At 52.6% G+C, this 17,631-nt stretch carries 17 protein-coding genes; 4 read left to right on the top strand and 13 right to left on the bottom strand.

Annotated features, from left to right (window positions below):
- Nucleotides 1–20: 20 nt before the first annotated feature.
- Both LG381_RS03845 and pepQ read right to left on the bottom strand, forming a co-directional pair.
- The gene (locus tag LG381_RS03845; protein ID WP_001353706.1) at nt 21–635 is read right to left on the bottom strand and encodes an IMPACT family protein; all 615 of its coding nucleotides are present in this window, start codon (nt 633–635) and stop codon (nt 21–23) included.
- Nucleotides 635–1,966 carry a Xaa-Pro dipeptidase gene (pepQ, locus tag LG381_RS03850; protein WP_000444561.1) on the bottom strand — a complete coding sequence of 444 codons (1,332 nt, stop codon included), beginning with the start codon at nt 1,964–1,966 and terminating at the stop codon, nt 635–637. Before pepQ ends, LG381_RS03845 begins: the two co-directional genes overlap by 1 nt.
- 189 nt (nt 1,967–2,155) lie before the next feature.
- On the opposite strand from pepQ, the gene fadB reads away from it, so the two are divergent.
- Complete coding sequence (gene fadB / locus LG381_RS03855; RefSeq protein WP_000965921.1) at nt 2,156–4,345, top strand: fatty acid oxidation complex subunit alpha FadB; 2,190 nt, start codon at nt 2,156–2,158, stop codon at nt 4,343–4,345.
- A 9-nt stretch (nt 4,346–4,354) separates the two neighbouring features.
- Nucleotides 4,355–5,518 carry an acetyl-CoA C-acyltransferase FadA gene (gene fadA, locus LG381_RS03860; RefSeq protein WP_000438750.1) on the top strand — a complete coding sequence of 388 codons (1,164 nt, stop codon included), beginning with the start codon at nt 4,355–4,357 and terminating at the stop codon, nt 5,516–5,518.
- A 190-nt stretch (nt 5,519–5,708) separates the two neighbouring features.
- Here the strand turns inward: fadA and fre are convergent, their stop codons facing one another.
- Together fre and ubiD are read right to left on the bottom strand one after the other, a co-directional pair.
- Nucleotides 5,709–6,410: an NAD(P)H-flavin reductase gene (fre, locus tag LG381_RS03865; RefSeq protein ID WP_001306785.1), complete on the bottom strand. Its 702-nt coding sequence runs from the start codon at nt 6,408–6,410 to the stop codon at nt 5,709–5,711.
- Nucleotides 6,411–6,455: 45 nt separating this feature from the next.
- On the bottom strand, nt 6,456–7,949 hold the full coding sequence (ubiD, locus tag LG381_RS03870) for a 4-hydroxy-3-polyprenylbenzoate decarboxylase (protein WP_000339815.1): 1,494 nt from the start codon (nt 7,947–7,949) through the stop codon (nt 6,456–6,458).
- 166 nt (nt 7,950–8,115) lie between these two features.
- Here ubiD and rfaH point away from each other — a divergent pair, with 166 nt between their 5' ends.
- A complete protein-coding gene (rfaH, locus tag LG381_RS03875) occupies nt 8,116–8,604 on the top strand; it encodes a transcription/translation regulatory transformer protein RfaH (RefSeq protein WP_001192393.1) in 489 nt (162 codons plus the stop codon).
- On the opposite strand, the gene tatD is transcribed toward rfaH, so the two are convergent.
- The 9 genes from tatD to udp form a co-directional block, all read right to left on the bottom strand.
- Nucleotides 8,601–9,383 (bottom strand): 3'-5' ssDNA/RNA exonuclease TatD, encoded by a 783-nt coding sequence (gene tatD, locus LG381_RS03880; RefSeq protein WP_225762048.1) that lies wholly within the window; start codon nt 9,381–9,383, stop codon nt 8,601–8,603. The genes rfaH and tatD overlap by 4 nt on opposite strands.
- A gap of 41 nt (nt 9,384–9,424) precedes the next feature.
- Nucleotides 9,425–10,195, bottom strand: a complete 771-nt coding sequence (gene tatC / locus LG381_RS03885; RefSeq protein WP_000109945.1) for a Sec-independent protein translocase subunit TatC — start codon at nt 10,193–10,195, stop codon at nt 9,425–9,427.
- Nucleotides 10,196–10,197: 2 nt separating this feature from the next.
- A complete protein-coding gene (gene tatB, locus LG381_RS03890) occupies nt 10,198–10,713 on the bottom strand; it encodes a Sec-independent protein translocase protein TatB (protein WP_000459598.1) in 516 nt (171 codons plus the stop codon).
- Between the two features lie 3 nt (nt 10,714–10,716).
- On the bottom strand, nt 10,717–10,986 hold the full coding sequence (gene tatA / locus LG381_RS03895) for a Sec-independent protein translocase subunit TatA (protein ID WP_001295260.1): 270 nt from the start codon (nt 10,984–10,986) through the stop codon (nt 10,717–10,719).
- Between the two features lie 78 nt (nt 10,987–11,064).
- On the bottom strand, nt 11,065–12,705 hold the full coding sequence (ubiB, locus tag LG381_RS03900; RefSeq protein ID WP_000187537.1) for a ubiquinone biosynthesis regulatory protein kinase UbiB: 1,641 nt from the start codon (nt 12,703–12,705) through the stop codon (nt 11,065–11,067).
- Complete coding sequence (gene ubiJ, locus LG381_RS03905; RefSeq protein WP_001116106.1) at nt 12,705–13,310, bottom strand: ubiquinone biosynthesis protein UbiJ; 606 nt, start codon at nt 13,308–13,310, stop codon at nt 12,705–12,707. Before ubiJ ends, ubiB begins: the two co-directional genes overlap by 1 nt.
- 13 nt (nt 13,311–13,323) lie before the next feature.
- Nucleotides 13,324–14,079, bottom strand: coding sequence for a bifunctional demethylmenaquinone methyltransferase/2-methoxy-6-polyprenyl-1,4-benzoquinol methylase UbiE (ubiE, locus tag LG381_RS03910; RefSeq protein ID WP_000227958.1), 756 nt, complete (start codon nt 14,077–14,079; stop codon nt 13,324–13,326).
- Nucleotides 14,080–14,173: 94 nt separating this feature from the next.
- Nucleotides 14,174–15,601: a DNA recombination protein RmuC gene (gene rmuC / locus LG381_RS03915; RefSeq protein ID WP_225762049.1), complete on the bottom strand. Its 1,428-nt coding sequence runs from the start codon at nt 15,599–15,601 to the stop codon at nt 14,174–14,176.
- A gap of 140 nt (nt 15,602–15,741) precedes the next feature.
- The gene (gene udp / locus LG381_RS03920) at nt 15,742–16,503 is read right to left on the bottom strand and encodes a uridine phosphorylase (protein ID WP_000045177.1); all 762 of its coding nucleotides are present in this window, start codon (nt 16,501–16,503) and stop codon (nt 15,742–15,744) included.
- A 261-nt stretch (nt 16,504–16,764) separates the two neighbouring features.
- Between udp and LG381_RS03925 the strand changes: the two genes are divergently transcribed.
- Nucleotides 16,765–17,574 (top strand): dienelactone hydrolase family protein, encoded by an 810-nt coding sequence (locus tag LG381_RS03925; protein WP_135523415.1) that lies wholly within the window; start codon nt 16,765–16,767, stop codon nt 17,572–17,574.
- Nucleotides 17,575–17,631 lie beyond the last annotated feature (57 nt).

Consider the following 17,631-nt stretch of genomic DNA (forward strand, 5'->3'; position numbering starts at 1 on the left):
TCTGCAAAATGAAGTGGGGATTATTCTTCAATCGCTAACAATTGCAATGAACCACGGCTAAAATCCGCCAGCTTTGCGGAAAATTCAGCCACTTTCGCCGCCGGAAGCGCCACCCGCAGCAGAACGAATGCCTGATAATCACTGTTGATAATTTTGCCGCCACACTGCCCCAGCAACGCTTCAATGCCGGTTAACTGACTATATTCACATTGCAAAGTATATTCGGTTAATGGCGTCTTGCGTTGGGTCGTTAGCTGGCGCAGCGCCTGATTCACGCCACCGCCATACGCTTTCACTAACCCACCGGTGCCAAGCAATATGCCGCCGTAGTAGCGCACCACCACAGCGGTAATTTCCCCGACGCCGCTACCCATTAGTTGGGCGAGCATCGGTTTACCTGCCGTTCCTGCCGGTTCTCCATCATCAGAGAAACCCAGCTGTTGAGAATCATCCGGTGCGCCAGCTACCCACGCCACGCAATGGTGGCGGGCATCGGGGTGCTCTGCCCTTACCGATTCAACAAACGCTTTCGCCGCCTCGACGCCATCGGTATGTGCCAACAGCGTAATGAAGCGGCTCTTTTTGATCTCTTCAACGACCGTGACCGGTGCCGCAGGAATTAACCAGCTTTCCATCACGCCAGTTTCAGATCCCGGGTCATGTTTTCCACGTTGTTTTCGTGGATCACCACGTTGTCTTCGATACGAATGCCGCCGAACGGTTTCAGTGCTTCAATTTTCTGCCAGTTGAAATGTTTGCTGAACTGCCCTTCACGCCACGGCGCCAGCAACGATTCGATGAAGTAGATACCCGGTTCGATGGTTAAAACCATGCCTGGCTGGAGAATACGGGTGCAGCGCAGGTACGGATATTTTGCCGGTGCCGCGAGGTGCGTACCGCTATCATCCTGCATAAAACCGGCTACGTCATGCACCTGCAGGCCCAGCGGATGGCCGATACCGTGCGGCATAAACGGTCCGGTGAGATCGTTTTCGACCATCGCTTCTTCACTCATATCGGTGATGATTTGATGTTTACGCAGCAGTTTGGCGATGCGCTGATGGAACTGGATGTGGTAATCCACATAGCTGACGCCTGCTTTCATGGTGGCGATCAGCGCCAGTTGTTCATCATTTACGTCTTTCACCAGCTGTGCGTAGTCGTTATCGCTTTTTGCCGACCAGGTACGGGTCAGGTCAGCCGCATAGCCGTTATATTCGGCCCCGGCATCCAGCAGGAAGCTGCGCATCTCTTCCGGTGCCTGGTGGTCCAGTTTGGTGTAATGCAACACCGCAGCGTGTTCGTTAAGCGCCACAATGTTGCTGTAAGGTACGTCGGTATCACGATGACCGGTCGCGGTCAGATAGGCAATATTGATATCGAACTCGCTCATGCCAGAACGGAACGCTTCTTCTGCCGCGCGATGACCGTTGACCGCCATTTTCTGCGCTTCACGCATACAGGCCAGTTCGTACTCGGTTTTGAAGGAGCGGTAGTAATGCAGGTAGTCGATCACCCCTTTCGGGTTGATATTGCTGGCCTCAATACCCAGTTGCAGCGCACGCTCCGGCACAGGGCCGATATAACCGATATTGCCGCGCGCAGCGGGCAGCAGGCTACCAATGCCATCGGCTTTCGGCAGCGCGATCACTTCCACATCCTCAGTCCAGAAAGAGGTCGGCAGCGGTTCGACGTTGTGCCAGTAATCAACCGGCAGATAAAACCACAGTTTCGGCTTGTTCACGCCATCCACCAGCAACCAGCAGTTTGGCACCTGAGTTACCGGCACCCACGCTTTGAATTGCGGGTTCACTTTAAACGGATAGGGATGATCGTCGAGAAAAACGTTGAATAGCTCGCCGGAGTGAATAAGTAATGCATCCAGCTTGAAACGCGCCAGCGCATCGCGAGTCCGTTCCTGTAAGGTAGCTATATGATTTTTATAGAGCGAGGCCAGTGATTCCATTTTTTACCCTTCTGTTTTTTTGACCTTAAGTCTCCGCATCTTAGCACAACGTTAATACAGAGCGTGATTTCTGCCGAGCGTGATCGAATCGGCATTTCTTTAATCTTTTGTTTGCATATTTTTAACACAAAATACACACTTCGTTTCATCTGGTACGACCAGATCACCTTGCGGATTCAGGAGACTGACATGCTTTACAAAGGCGACACCCTGTACCTTGACTGGCTGGAAGATGGCATTGCCGAACTGGTATTTGATGCCCCAGGCTCAGTTAATAAACTCGACACTGCGACCGTCGCCAGCCTTGGCGAGGCCATCGGTGTGCTGGAACAGCAATCAGATTTAAAAGGGCTGCTGCTGCGTTCGAACAAAGCAGCCTTTATCGTCGGTGCTGATATCACCGAATTTTTGTCCCTGTTCCTCGTTCCCGAAGAACAGTTAAGCCAGTGGCTGCACTTTGCCAATAGCGTGTTTAATCGCCTGGAAGATCTGCCGGTGCCGACCATTGCTGCCGTCAACGGCTATGCGCTGGGCGGTGGCTGCGAATGCGTGCTGGCGACCGATTATCGTCTGGCGACGCCGGATCTGCGTATCGGTCTGCCGGAAACCAAACTGGGCATCATGCCGGGCTTTGGCGGCTCCGTGCGTATGCCACGTATGCTGGGCGCTGACAGTGCGCTGGAAATCATTGCCGCCGGTAAAGATGTCGGCGCGGATCAGGCGCTGAAAATCGGTCTGGTGGATGGCGTAGTCAAAGCAGAAAAACTACTTGAAGGCGCAATGGCGATTTTACGCCAGGCCATTAACGGCGACCTCGACTGGAAAGCGAAACGTCAACCGAAGCTGGAACCGCTAAAACTGAGCAAGATTGAAGCCACCATGAGCTTCACCATCGCTAAAGGGATGGTCGCACAAACAGCAGGGAAACATTACCCCGCGCCCATCACCGCAGTAAAAACTATTGAAGCGGCTGCCCGTTTTGGTCGTGAAGAAGCCTTAAACCTGGAAAACAAAAGCTTTGTCCCGCTGGCGCATACCAACGAAGCTCGCGCACTGGTCGGCATTTTCCTTAACGATCAATATGTAAAAGGCAAAGCGAAGAAACTCACTAAAGACGTTGAAACCCCGAAACAGGCCGCCGTTCTGGGCGCAGGCATTATGGGCGGCGGTATCGCTTACCAGTCCGCGTGGAAAGGCGTGCCGGTTGTCATGAAAGATATCAACGACAAGTCGTTAACCCTCGGCATGACTGAAGCCGCGAAACTGCTGAATAAGCAGCTTGAGCGCGGCAAGATCGATGGTCTGAAACTGGCTGGCGTGATCTCCACAATTCACCCAACGCTCGACTACGCCGGGTTTGACCGTGTGGATGTTGTGGTAGAAGCGGTTGTTGAAAACCCAAAAGTGAAAAAAGCCGTGCTGGCAGAAACCGAGCAGAAAGTTCGCCCGGATACCGTGCTGGCTTCTAATACTTCAACCATTCCTATCAGCGAACTGGCCAATGCGCTGGAACGCCCGGAAAACTTCTGCGGGATGCACTTCTTTAACCCGGTGCACCGGATGCCGTTGGTGGAAATTATTCGCGGTGAGAAAAGCTCCGACGAAACCATCGCGAAAGTCGTCGCCTGGGCGAGCAAGATGGGCAAGACGCCGATTGTGGTGAACGACTGCCCCGGCTTCTTCGTTAACCGCGTACTGTTTCCCTACTTCGCCGGATTCAGCCAGTTGCTACGCGACGGCGCGGACTTCCGCAAAATCGACAAAGTGATGGAAAAACAGTTCGGCTGGCCAATGGGTCCGGCATACCTGCTGGATGTCGTGGGGGTTGATACCGCGCACCACGCTCAGGCCGTGATGGCAGCAGGCTTCCCGCAGCGGATGCAGAAAGATTATCGCGATGCCATCGACGCGCTGTTTGATGCCAACCGCTTTGGTCAGAAGAACGGCCTCGGTTTCTGGCGTTATAAAGAAGACAGCAAAGGTAAGCCGAAGAAAGAAGAAGACGCCGCCGTTGACGACCTGCTGGCAGAAGTCAGCCAGCCGAAGCGCGATTTCAGCGAGGAAGAGATTATCGCCCGCATGATGATCCCGATGGTCAACGAAGTGGTGCGTTGTCTGGAAGAGGGCATTATCGCCACTCCGGCAGAAGCGGATATGGCGCTGGTCTACGGCCTGGGCTTCCCTCCGTTCCACGGCGGCGCGTTCCGCTGGCTGGACACCCTCGGCAGCGCGAAATACCTCGATATGGCACAGCAATATCAGCACCTCGGCCCGCTGTATGAAGTGCCGGAAGGTCTGCGTAATAAAGCACGTCATAACGAACCGTACTATCCCCCGGTTGAGCCAGCCCGTCCGGTTGGCGACCTGAAAACGGCTTAAGGAGTCACAATGGAACAGGTTGTCATTGTCGATGCAATTCGCACCCCGATGGGCCGTTCGAAGGGCGGTGCTTTTCGTAACGTGCGTGCGGAAGATCTCTCCGCTCATTTAATGCGTAGCCTGCTGGCGCGTAATCCGGCGCTGGAAGCGGCTGCTCTCGATGATATTTACTGGGGCTGTGTGCAGCAAACGCTGGAGCAGGGTTTTAATATCGCCCGTAACGCGGCGCTGTTGGCAGAAGTGCCGCACTCTGTCCCGGCGGTTACCGTCAATCGCTTGTGTGGTTCATCCATGCAGGCACTGCATGACGCAGCACGAATGATCATGACCGGCGATGCGCAGGCATGTCTGGTTGGCGGCGTGGAGCATATGGGCCATGTGCCGATGAGTCACGGCGTCGATTTTCACCCCGGCCTGAGCCGCAATGTCGCCAAAGCGGCGGGCATGATGGGCTTAACAGCAGAAATGCTGGCGCGTATGCACGGTATCAGCCGTGAAATGCAGGATGCCTTTGCCGCGCGATCACACGCTCGCGCCTGGGCCGCCACGCAGTCGGGGGCATTTAAAAATGAAATCATCCCGACCGGTGGTCACGATGCCGACGGCGTCCTGAAGCAGTTTAATTATGACGAAGTGATTCGACCGGAAACTACCGTGGAAGCCCTCGCCACGCTGCGTCCGGCGTTTGATCCAGTCAGCGGTACGGTAACGGCGGGTACATCTTCTGCGCTCTCCGATGGCGCAGCTGCCATGCTGGTAATGAGTGAAAGCCGCGCCCGTGAATTAGGTCTTAAGCCGCGCGCCCGTGTGCGTTCGATGGCGGTTGTTGGTTGTGATCCGTCGATTATGGGTTACGGCCCGGTTCCGGCCTCTAAGCTGGCGTTGAAAAAAGCGGGGCTTTCTGCCAGCGACATCGGCGTGTTTGAAATGAACGAAGCCTTTGCCGCGCAGATCCTGCCGTGTATTAAAGATCTGGGACTGGTGGAGCAAATTGACGAGAAGATCAACCTCAACGGTGGCGCGATCGCGCTGGGTCATCCGCTGGGTTGTTCCGGTGCGCGTATCAGTACCACGCTGCTGAATCTGATGGAACACAAAGACGTTCAGTTTGGTCTGGCGACGATGTGTATCGGTTTGGGTCAGGGCATTGCGACGGTGTTTGAGCGGGTTTAACCACTTGCCGGATGCGGCGTGAACGCCTTATCCGGCCTACGGTTCAGGACTATTTGTAGGCACGATAAGACGCGACAGCGTCGCATCAGGCATCGTGCACCGATTGTCGGATGCGACATAGATCTAAATGCCACTGAATAAAGTTTTAGTTGCCGTTCTTCCCGCCTGTCAGGGGCGGGTTTTTTATGGCTTAGATAAACGCAAACGCATCGCCAAATAGGCGATCTTCCCGCGCATTACGCTCACTGCAAAACAGGTCACGGGCTATTTTCGCCATCTCAAAACGTCCGGCAATGTAGATATCATGCTCTGCCAGCGTACCGTGATCCTGCAATACCGCCGTTAACACTGTGCCAGTACGCCCACGCCAGCCCGCTTCCGGTTGTTCAACCACCGGCACCACTTGCAAACCTGGATGCTTAAGCGAAAGCGCCTCAAGCTCGGAGAGATCATAAAGATGCTGCTCTTCACGCCCGCCCCAGTAAATGGTGATATCACGATTGGGATTACGCGCCAGCGCCGTCAGCAAAATCGAGCGGGCATAAGAGAACCCGGTGCCGCCCGCAATCAGAATCATTGGACGTTCTTCATCATCGCGCAGCCATGCCTCACCGTGCGGAATATCGACCACGATTTGATGATCTTTAAGAATGCGGTCCATGACTGCTTTCGCGTAAAGGTTGATTTCAGAAGCGCCAATATGCAGCTCAATGAAACCTTTTTCATCCGGCGTCGAGGCCATTGAGAACGGGCGTTTATCGCGCTCGTCCATCACTACCATCAAATACTGACCAGCACGAAAAGAAAAGGCCGCGTCTGGCACGATTCGGACACGATATACAGTATCCGTGATAGCTTCTACCGAGGTCACTTTACAGCTTAAGGTTGTCATGCGCTTTCTCTGTCGGATCGATAAATAGGGCAATACAAATGCGCCTCAGGCGCTTTTACCGTTGTTAAAAATAGCCAGCTCATCCCAGATTGCGTCAATACGCGCGACAACGTCCGGATCTTTTTTGATAGGACGCCCCCACTCGCGCTGGGTTTCCCCTGGCCATTTATTCGTGGCATCCAGCCCCATTTTTGAACCCAGCCCGGAAACAGGCGAGGCAAAATCCAGATAATCAATGGGCGTGTTTTCAACCAGCACCGTATCCCGCGCTGGGTCCATACGGGTAGTAATCGCCCAAATCACATCGTTCCAGTCGCGTGCGTTGACATCATCATCGCAAACGATCACAAATTTGGTGTACATAAACTGGCGTAAAAACGACCAGACGCCCATCATGACGCGCTTCGCGTGCCCGGCGTATTGCTTTTTGATCGTCACGACCGCCAGACGATAAGAGCAACCTTCCGGCGGAAGGTAGAAATCGACAATTTCCGGGAATTGTTTTTGCAGAATCGGCACGAACACTTCGTTCAACGCCACGCCCAGTACCGCAGGTTCATCCGGCGGGCGACCAGTATAGGTGGAGTGGTAAATCGCATCTTCACGCTGAGTAATATGCGTCACGGTAAATACCGGGAAACTATCGACTTCGTTATAGTAACCGGTGTGGTCGCCATACGGCCCTTCTGGCGCCGTTTCGCCTTGTTCGATATACCCTTCCAGCACAATTTCCGCACTGGCGGGCACTTCAAGGTCATTGGAGATACACTTCACCACTTCGGTTTTGGTGCCACGCAGCAATCCGGCAAAAGCATACTCTGAAAGCGTATCTGGAACGGGCGTGACTGCACCGAGAATAGTAGCGGGATCAGCACCCAGCGCCACAGAAACCGGGAAACGTTCACCCGGATGCGCCGCACACCACTCCTGGAAATCCAGCGCACCGCCGCGATGCGACAACCAGCGCATAATCAGTTTATTTTTACCAATCAACTGTTGACGATAAATACCCAGATTCTGCCGCTCTTTGTGCGGGCCACGCGTTACGGTCAACCCCCAGGTAATCAGCGGAGCGGCATCTTCCGGCCAGCAGGTCATAATGGGAATACGGTTAAGATCGACATCCTCGCCGGAGACGATTTTTTGCTGACAAGGCGCACCACGTAACCGTTTCGTTGGCATGTTCAACACCTGCTTAAACTGCGGCAGCTTATCAAACAGGTCGCGGAAACCTTTTGGCGGCTCCGGCTCTTTCAGAAACGCCAATAATTTACCGACTTCACGCAGCGCCGAAACATCTTCCTGCCCCATGCCCATCGCTACACGCTTAGGCGTACCGAACAGGTTACACAGCACCGGCATTGAGTACCCTTTAGGGTTTTCGAACAACAGCGCAGGCCCACCGGCGCGCAAAGTGCGGTCAGCAATTTCAGTGATTTCCAAATGCGGATCCACCGGGAGCGTGATACGTTTTAGCTCACCCTGCTGTTCAAGCAGCGTCAAGAAGTCGCGTAAATCGTTATATTTCATGGCGTCCATTGTAGCCTCTTAATCTGCGCCCATTATACGGCGTTCATCTTCGCGATGCTGTAAATTTGTTAAATTAGCGTGAACTCAGGCGCTATAACGCAAACCGGGGAATATAATTAACTTAACGCATCGCTTTTGCTATTCTTGCGCCCCGATTAAACGGATAAGAGTCATTATGCAATCTTGGTATTTACTGTACTGCAAGCGCGGGCAACTTCAACGTGCCCAGGAACACCTCGAAAGACAGGCCGTTAATTGCCTGGCGCCGATGATCACCCTGGAAAAAATCGTGCGTGGCAAACGTACCGCAGTCAGTGAGCCGTTGTTCCCCAACTACCTGTTTGTGGAATTTGATCCAGAAGTGATTCATACCACTACCATCAACGCTACACGTGGCGTCAGCCACTTCGTGCGCTTTGGTGCATCGCCAGCGATAGTCCCATCGGCGGTGATTCATCAGCTGTCGGTGTATAAACCGGAAAACATTGTCGATCCGGCAACACCATACCCAGGTGATAAGGTGATTATTACCGAAGGCGCATTCGAAGGTTTTCAGGCCATTTTCACCGAGCCTGACGGCGAGGCACGCTCCATGCTATTGCTTAATCTTATCAATAAAGAAATCAAGCACAGCGTGAAGAACACCGAGTTCCGCAAACTCTAGAACGCAATCCCAAACAGTGTTTTGACATTCGCATCTGTGGTAGCCGCCAGCCACGCAGCATCCTCCCCTCGCCAGTATGCAATACGTTGCAGAATATGGGGCAGATATGCAGGCTCGTTACGCCGTGACGATGGCTTTGGCGTGAGATCGCGCGGGAGCAAATACGGCGCATCGGTTTCGATCAGCAATTTCTCCGCAGGAATAAGTGGCAACAGATCACGCAATTCCTGCCCTCGTCGTTCATCGCAAACCCAACCTGTAATGCCGATATAAATTCCACGCGCCACGCACGCCTGCATCTCTTCGCGTGTGCCGGTAAAGCAATGAAGAACCGCACCAGGAAGTTTATCCAGCCACGGCTCCAGCAATGTCATAAACCGCTCGTAGGCATCGCGACAGTGCATAAATACCGGCATGTTTAATTCTGCGGCAATACGTAGCTGGGCAACAAAAGCACGTTCCTGCTCTTCCGGCGTAGAAAAGTTGCGGTTAAAGTCGAGCCCACACTCACCAATTGCCACCACTTCTGGCAGCGCGGCCAGCTCAATAATCTCTTCTTCAGTCTCAGCTTGCCACTGGCTGCTGTCATGAGGATGCACGCCCGCCGTTGACCAACAGCGTGGATACTGACGCGCCAGTTCTTGCGCCTGCTGGCTTTCGCGCAGGTTAGTGCCGGTGATAAGTAGCCCATCAACTCCCGCGCCAAAAGCGCGCTCTACAACATCATCACGATCTTTCGCAAATTGTGAACTGGTCAAATTAACGCCGATATCAAACATCCTGCACTCCATATGACAACCGCCCTGACGGGCGGTTGAGTTTATTCTTCAGTTTTTTCGCTTTCAGCGTCATTTTCTTCTTCCCGGTTTCGGCCTTTACCAACATAAAAGCGTGAGAAGAAGACACCGATTTCAAACAGGCAGTACATCGGAATCGCCAACAGCGTTTGCGAGAAGACATCCGGCGGCGTCAGCAGCATCCCGACGACGAATGCGCCAACCAGCACATACGGGCGTTTTTTGCGTAAGTCTTCTGGCGAGGTAATCCCCATCCAGCACAGCAGCACTATTGCCACAGGCACTTCAAAGGAGACACCAAACGCCATAAACAACGCCATAACGAAGCTTAAATAACTGGCGATGTCGGTGGATACCTGTACCCCTTCCGGCGCGGTATTGGCAAGGAAGCCAAATGCCAGCGGAAAGACCACAAAGTAGGCGAACGCCATACCGATATAAAACAGCAGAGAGCTGGAAACCAGCAGCGGCACCACCAGGCGACGTTCGTGCTTATACAACGCCGGGGCGATAAACGCCCACACCTGATAGAGAATCACCGGCGCTGACAGAATCAGCGACACCATAAAGGTCAGCTTGATCGGCGTAAAGAACGGCGAGGCCACATCGGTGGCGATCATCGTTGAACCTTGCGGCAATTGCTTGATCAACGGCGCGGATACCAGGTGATAGATATCATTGGCGAAATAGACCAGGCACAGAAATATCACGATCACCGCGATAATGCAGTTCAGCAGACGCTTACGCAGCTCAATCAGATGCGTGATAAGCGGTTGAGTATCTTCTACAGACATGTTTACGGTTTATCACTCGACGAAGGGGAAGGTGCAGCGGTTTTTGGTTCAGCGTCCGCAGCAGGTTTTACCACCGGCTCTGGCGTGGTTTCTGGCTTCTGTTCCGGCGAACTGGCCTGCGTTTGTGCAGAGGCAGGGGTTACTCCCTCATGCGCAGCTTCATTATCTTTCACCACCGGGTTATGGATGGTGTGCGCTTCATCGCTCGCCTTTTCAGGATCGTTTGCAACATAGGAACGCTTCATCGATTCCGCAGCCTGGCGCAGTTCATCCATTGACGCTTTCAGTTCAGGCGTCAGGTTGGTCAGGCTTGCCTTTTCAACCTTTTTCAGGCTGTCCTGAAACTCCTGGAGTTTTAACTCCTGAGTCAGTTCGTTCTGCACCGTTGTCGCCAGTGAACGCAACGCGCGAATCCAGCCCGCTACCGTTTTTACCGCCACAGGCAGTCGTTGCGGCCCCAGAACGACGAGGCCGATGATGAACACCAATAGCAGTTCGCTAAAACCGATATCAAACACGGATTACACCTGCTCTTTATCGTGGCGCTTTGCGTCTTCTGTTTTAGCCTGTTCCTGATTCGTATCCGCCTGCTTATCGGCGATAGTTTTCGCAGTAAAATCAGCATCCTGACTGGTTTTATCCTGCTTTGGTTCATCATCGCTCATTGCTTTTTTAAAGCCTTTGATCGACGCACCAAGATCGGAACCGATGGAGCCGAGCTTTTTGGTGCCAAAAAGCAGTACAACGATGACGGCAATAATCAATAACTGCCAAATACTGATACCACCCATACATGTTCCTCTGTGGTAGATGATGATTAAACAAGGCCGCATTATACGTTACACGGCCCGCCTTGAGCGATGAAAAAATCAGCGTGTTTTGCGCCAACCGACAAACCAGGCGATCAAACCACCTGCCATTAACCAGCCGGGCATCAGCCCCCATTCAGGTCGGTTGACCAACAAGAATGTGCCGCTTAATACTAACGTCGCGCCAATTCCAAGAAAATAACGCGATTGTCCCTGACGTACATGATTTGACTGAAGCTCGCGGGCAATCTTATCAACACTGTGCTGTAAATACTTGCCCTGGCGCAAACTGTCGTAAACCAGTTCAGGCAGTTCTGGCATTTTTTCGACCCAGAACGGCGCTTTTTCTTTAAATGCTCTCACCAGCGCAGGAATACCGACCTGATCTTTAATCCACGACTCCAGGAAAGGCTTCGCCGTTTTCCATAAATCGAGCTGCGGATAAAGCTGGCGTCCTACCCCTTCGATGTAGAGCAAGGTTTTCTGGAGTAACACCAGTTGCGGCTGTACTTCCATATTGAAGCGACGCGCCGTATTAAACAGATTTAACAGCACATGTCCAAACGAAATTTCGGCCAGTGGTTTCTCAAAGATTGGTTCACAGACAGTACGAATAGCAAATTCGAACTCTTCAACGTTGGTATCTGGCGGCACCCAGCCAGAATCAACGTGCAGCTCTGCCACTTTGCGATAATCGCGGTTAAAGAAGGCGATAAAGTTTTCTGCCAGATAGCGTTTATCTTCTTTGTTTAGTGAGCCAACAATCCCGCAATCAATGCCGATATATTTCGGGTTTTCCGGGTGTTCATAGCTTACGAAGATATTGCCAGGGTGCATATCGGCATGGAAAAAGCTGTCGCGAAAGACCTGAGTGAAGAACACCTGCACGCCGCGTTCAGCCAGCAATTTCATGTTGGTGCCGTTTTTCTCCAGCGCCGCAACATCAGACACCGGAATGCCGTAAATGCGCTCCATCACCATCATCCCTTCACTGCAATAGTCAGGGTAAACCTCCGGGATGTAGAGCATTGGGCTATTTTCGAAATTACGCCGAAGCTGAATGGCGTTGGCAGATTCCCGCAGCAAATTCAGTTCATCAATCAACGTCTTTTCGTACTCGCGTACCACTTCGGTTGGACGCAGACGGCGACCATCCGGCAGTAAACGCGGCACCCAACGCGCCAGACGATAGATGAGTTTCAGATCCGCTTTTATGACCGGCAAAATATCCGGGCGAATGACTTTAATCACCACCTCTTTGCCATTCGATTTCAGCCGCGCAGTATGTACCTGTGCAACGGAAGCCGATGCCAGCGGCTTAATGTCAAAATCATCAAACCACGCTTCCACCGGCAGACCGCCCATCGCCGCTTCAATTTGTGCTTTCGCCAGTTCGCCGTCAAAAGGCGCGACTTTATCCTGCAAGAGCGCCAGTTGGTCAGCAATATGCGGCGGAAAAAGGTCACGGCGGGTCGATAGCATCTGTCCAAACTTGATCCATACAGGACCCAGTTCTTGCAGCGCCAGTCGCAGTCGTTCACCTAATGGTTTGTCTTTATGCCGATTCGGCATCCAGAATAACGAGTATCGCCATAACCGCAACGGCAAAGTGATACGCATTTTAGGGATCAGTTCATCAAGTCCGTAACTTAAAAAAGTGCGAATGATGAAATACAGGCGCCGTACTTCACCTGGCGTCATTAAACTGCCTCCAGTTTTTCCAGCCGTTTGGTTAGCGCATCGACAGCACGTTCAACGGCGGATGTCTCTTCCGCAAACCAGGCCACTTCAAGCGGACCAGGTGCCATACGCCACTCTTCAGTAATGGCTTCAGCCACGTAGCGTTGCTGGCGTTTAATACCGTGATGCAGGAACTTCGCGCCACCACGCAGGGCTTTGCTGATGCCTTCGGCGGCGATATCACCCGTATAAGGTGCCAGCAGTTCAGCAGGGTCGAACTCCGCCAGATCTGCCAGCGCAACAAAGTTTTGCACCACCTGAATATCGCCCTGCACTTCCAGCTCACCACTGCGAATCAGTGCTGCAAGCTGCTGGCGATCGCGAAGTTTCGGCAACACGCTGGCATAAGCGATAACAGTGCAGTCAGCATCGCCTGCCCATTCTCCCAGTACATCGACCTGACGTTCGCTGAACACCAGAATCAACGATGTCGAAAAACCTTTTACCTCCACGCGCAATACTTTACCCAGCAGACGCGACCGGGCGGTTTTCAGCGCGGGTGAGCGATACAGGAAGGTGTTGAGCAGACTTTCGATTCCTGCCGTCACTAAAGGTTTAAAAGGCATTTCCGGTCTCCTGTCAGAACTTATAACCACGATGCAGCGCCACAACGCCAGCCGTCAGGTTGTAATAATCGACACTTTCGAATCCGGCATCTTGCATCATGGCTTTCAGAGTATCCTGATCGGGATGCATACGGATGGATTCAGCCAGATAACGGTAGCTGTCGGCGTCATTCGCGACTAGCGAGCCAATACGCGGCAGAACATGGAAGGAGTAAGCGTCATAAGCTTTGCTTAATGGTTCGATAATCGGTTTCGAGAACTCAAGCACCAGCAGGCGGCCGCCGGGTTTCAGCACGCGATACATTGAACGTAGTGCTTTATCTTTGTCGGTGACGTTACGCAGACCAAACGAAATGGTGATGCAATCAAAGGTGTTATCCGGGAACGGCAGCGCCTCGGCGTTCGCCTGAACATACTCAACGTTGCCAATCACGCCGATATTACGCAGTTTCTCGCGCCCCATTTTGAGCATGGATTCATTGATATCGGCGAGGACTACCTTGCCAGTTTCACCGACCAGGCGGGAGAATTTCGCTGTCAGGTCGCCGGTGCCGCCAGCCAGATCCAGCACAGTTTGCCCACGGCGTACGCCGCTGCAATCGATCGTGAATCGCTTCCACAAACGATGAATACCAAATGACATCAAATCATTCATGACATCGTATTTCGATGCCACGGAATGGAAAACGTGGGCGACCATATCCGCTTTTTGCTCTTTCGCGACGGTCTGAAAACCAAAGTGCGTCGTTTCTTGTGACTTATCCACCATCTCAATGCCTGCTCATCAAAAAATTGTTCCAGAAGTGTAACAGATTGGGCGTCGATGCCCTAGATTTCTACCCGGCGTAACTACCCCCAATGGGCTAGCGCGACTGCTGATTATATTCATCATCGCGTTGATAAGCTTCATCATTCGGCTGCCCCGGAACCGACCGCAGTCGATACTCTTCATCCTGACTCACCGCCTGTTCAGCCAAATCCGGATTCATCTCGCGTTTAATTTCTACCCCTAAACCGCGAAACGCTTCTGCCTGCGCCAGCACATTTCCGCGACCTGAAGAGAGTTTTTTCATTGCCTGACGATAGTTATCCTGCGCTTTGTCCAGACTTTGACCGATCGCTGACATATCATCGACAAACAAACGCATCTTGTCGTACAGCTTGCTGGCGCGATCGGCGATTTGCTGGGCGTTGCGACTTTGATGCTCATAACGCCACAGGTTGGCGATAGTACGCAACGCCACCAGCAGCGTGGTCGGGCTAACCAGCATGATATTGTTTTTCAACGCTTCTGTTATCAGCTCCGGCTGGCGATCAAGCGCCAGTAAAAACGCAGGTTCGACGGGGATAAACATCAGCACGTAATCCAGCGTTCTTAGCCCTGGTAGCTGTTGATAATCTTTACGCCCCAGCAAGCGGATATGGTTACGCACCGACGCGATATGCTCCTGCAATGCGCTTTCGCGAGTGTAGTCGTCTTCTGCATTGAAGTAGCGTTCATAGGCGACCAGCGTCATTTTGGCGTCGATCACCACGTCTTTCCCCTGCGGTAGCCGCACGATGACATCCGGCTGCATCCGCGAGCGGGCGTCATTTTCGATGCTGACCTGGGTTTCATATTCATACCCTTCGCGCAGACCGGAAGCCTCCAGCACGCGCGTCAATACCACTTCGCCCCAGTTGCCCTGGGTTTTATTGTCACCTTTCAGCGCACGCGTCAGGTTGATCGCTTCCTGGGCCATTTGCGCGTTGAGCTGCTGGAGATTGCGAATTTCGTGGGTCAGGGTATGGCGTTCTTGTGCTTCTTTACCGAAGCTGTCCTGAACCTGACGGCGAAAACCGTCCAGTTGTTCACGCAGCGGCGACAACAGGCTGTTCAGGCTCTGACGGTTTTGCTCATCAACCCGGCGATTGCTGTGCTCAAAAATACGGTTGGCGAGGTTTTCAAATTGCTCGCTCAAACGCTGCTCGCTGTTAATCATCTGGCGAATTTTATCGTCAGCGTGTTGCTGTGCGGCCTCCATCCGCGTGGTCACTTCACGCAGATCAGCCTCCAGAGAGGTGTTAATACTTTGCAGGCTGCGCACTTCGTTATTGAGCAATTCACACTCTGCGCGCCAGTGCTCGCTTTGGGTAATTTGTTGTTTTGCCGCGCTTAACTCCGCGACCATCTCTTCACGTTCAGCTAATTGCTCGGCTTTTTGCTGCGCGTGCTGATAACTGGCAAACAGCCAGCCGATGGTCACACTGACCAGCGCAATAATGGCATAAACAATGATTGAGAAATCCACAAAGCCTCCTGACGCAACAACTTACCCGCACAAAATAGAATTGTGCTGTACAAACGTCCAGTTGGAAAGGCATTTCCTGCGAGGCGCTACGCAAAAATACAAAAGGCCGAACGCGTCGGCCTTCAGACAGGAGAAGAGAATTACAACAGACGGCGCGCCGCTTCCACCACGATTTTCACCGCATGGCTTTCAGTTTGTTTCATCGTCTCAGCATTCGGGATCTCTTGCTGGGTACGGTTAACGATAACGCCCGCCACCATACCAGCACGCAAGCCCTGGCTTGCACACATGGTCAGCAGAGTCGCAGATTCCATTTCATAGTTCATCACGCCCATCGCCTGCCACTCTTCCATAGAACCTTTAAAGTGACGGACTACGCGACCAGAGTAAGTATCGTAACGTTCCTGACCTGGATAGAAGGTATCAGAAGAAGCAGTCACGCCAACGTGAGTCGTCGCGCCAATGGATTTCGCTGCTTCAACCAGCGCAGTCGTACATTCGAAATCAGCGACAGCCGGGAACTCCAGCGGTGCGAAGTGCAGGCTCGCGCCATCCAGACGAACAGACGCCGTGGTAACCAGTACATCACCAACATTAATATGCGGCTGAATAGCGCCAGTTGTACCGATACGCAGGAAGGTGCGAATGCCCAGCTGTGCCAGTTCTTCAACGGCAATAGAAGTAGACGGGCCGCCGATACCGGTAGAGCAGACAATAACAGGTTTACCATCCAGCTCTGCACGCCAGGTGGTGAATTCGCGGTGAGATGCCAGCTTAACCGGCTTATCCATCAGCGCGGCGATCTTTTCCACACGATCCGGGTCGCCAGGGACGATGGCAAGCGTAGCCCCTTGTAAATCGTTTTTAGTGAGGCCGAGATGAAAAACATCAGACTTGGACATATACAACTCCTCTGTGAATCGGTTTAGTCAGAAGAAGCAAAAAGGTACTTTACCGAAGGGATTAAGATTTTTTCGTGATAGTCATCACTATGATGCAAATGTGTTGCATACATTTACTCATCAAAAGTGACTTAAATCACATAATTTACTCTTAAGTCAGTAAGGCCGCTTAAAAGATGAGCCATTTGAGGCAATGTGAATTGTTGCACGCTGACTATAGTTAACATTGCGCAAAATTTTTATAAGGGTACGGAGAATACCATGACAACAACACAACACTCTGGATTTGCACCTGCTGCATCCCCCCTCGCCTCGACCATCGTTCAGACTCCGGACGATGCGATTGTGGCAGGGTTCACCTCTATCCCTTCACAAGGGGATAACATGCCTGCTTATCATGCCCGTCCAAAACAGAGCGATGGCCCACTACCAGTGGTCATTGTAGTGCAGGAAATTTTTGGCGTGCATGAACATATCCGTGACATTTGTCGCCGTCTGGCGCTGGAGGGGTATCTGGCTATCGCACCAGAACTCTACTTCCGCGAAGGTGATCCGAATGATTTCGCCGATATTCCCACGTTGCTAAGCGGTCTGGTAGCAAAAGTGCCTGACTCACAGGTGCTGGCCGATCTCGATCATGTCGCCAGTTGGGCGTCCCGCAACGGCGGCGATGTCCATCGTTTAATGATCACCGGATTTTGCTGGGGCGGACGTATCACCTGGTTGTATGCCGCGCACAACCCGCAGCTGAAAGCGGCGGTGGCGTGGTACGGCAAGCTGACAGGCGATAAGTCGCTGAATTCACCGAAACAACCTGTTGATATCGCAACCGATCTTAACGCGCCGGTTCTCGGCTTATATGGCGGTCAGGATAACAGCATTCCGCAGGAGAGCGTCGAAACCATGCGTCAGGCGCTGCGGGCAGCAAACGCGAAAGCGGAGATTATCGTGTACCCGGATGCCGGTCATGCGTTTAACGCCGATTATCGCCCGAGCTATCATGCCGAGTCTGCGAAAGACGGTTGGCAGCGTATGCTGGAATGGTTTAAGCAGTATGGTGTTAAAAAATAACCACCATAGCAGCTAACTCAGGTGCTTAAGCTCACACAATTTCAACTATTTTTTTAA

Origin of the sequence: Escherichia sp. Marseille-Q3837, from assembly GCF_916618735.1 — a bacterium.
In the GTDB taxonomy this organism is placed as follows: domain Bacteria; phylum Pseudomonadota; class Gammaproteobacteria; order Enterobacterales; family Enterobacteriaceae; genus Escherichia; species Escherichia ruysiae.